General features: G+C 64.0%; 1 protein-coding gene. It reads right to left on the reverse strand.

Annotation, left to right across the window (positions count from 1 at the left end):
• The coding region (locus DMX10_RS32305; RefSeq protein WP_111264900.1) for a phage tail tape measure protein at positions 1-798 on the reverse strand (798 nt) is incomplete at both ends.

Raw genomic sequence — 798 nt, forward strand, 5'->3', positions numbered from 1 at the left:
CTTCCTCGGTCAGTTGGGCCAGTGCATTGGCCGGCAGGATCACCGCGTCGGCGTACTTCGCGGTGGTGGCGATGGTCTCGTTAAGAGAGTTGCGGTAGTCAATCTGGTCTTGGCGCAACTGCATGGCGCGGTTGTGCAGCTCCCACAGCTCGGCCACGTTGCCCGCCGACCAGCTCACCACTCCCAGGGCTAGGGTGCCCTTGAGCAGGCGAAACGCGTCGGCCAGGTTGTTGACCTGCGGGAGCAGGTTGCGCGCAGTGCCGGCGAAACTCTCCAGGCCGGCGGATGCCGCGCCGGCTGCGCCAGGTGCCTGGGAAAGGTGGCCGCGTAGCAGCATCAGGGGGTTAGCGAGGGATACCAGCGTAGTGCGTAGCGCTACAAGTCCAGCCGAAAAAGCGACGAACATTGCGATGCCCGACTTGACGGGCTGTGGCAGGGCATTGAATGACTGGAGAACGCCAGTAAGGCCATTCACCACCGGCAGAAACGCTGTAGCGGTCTCTCCAAGGCTCAGCTTCAGCTCACCAACCGCTGAGTTGAATCTGTCTAGGTCGGCCTGGGGGGTGTTGGACATCTTGGCATAGGCCGCATCCATGGCCCCGCTGGCGCCACGCATCGCCGCGACTTCGCTATTCAGCGCGCCGATGTCCTGGGTCAGGGACAGCACGGCAGTACGGGCCTCGACGTCGGGGATGATTTCCCGCATCGCGTCCAAGCCGAGCTTGCGGGCGGCGATGTCCTGGAGCGTGCCGGACAGGCCGCGCCACTTGATGCCCAGTTCGTCCAGCTTTTTCTGGG

The sequence above is a fragment of the Pseudomonas sp. 57B-090624 genome, assembly GCF_003234055.1.
GTDB classification, from domain to species: Bacteria; Pseudomonadota; Gammaproteobacteria; order Pseudomonadales; family Pseudomonadaceae; genus Metapseudomonas; species Metapseudomonas tohonis.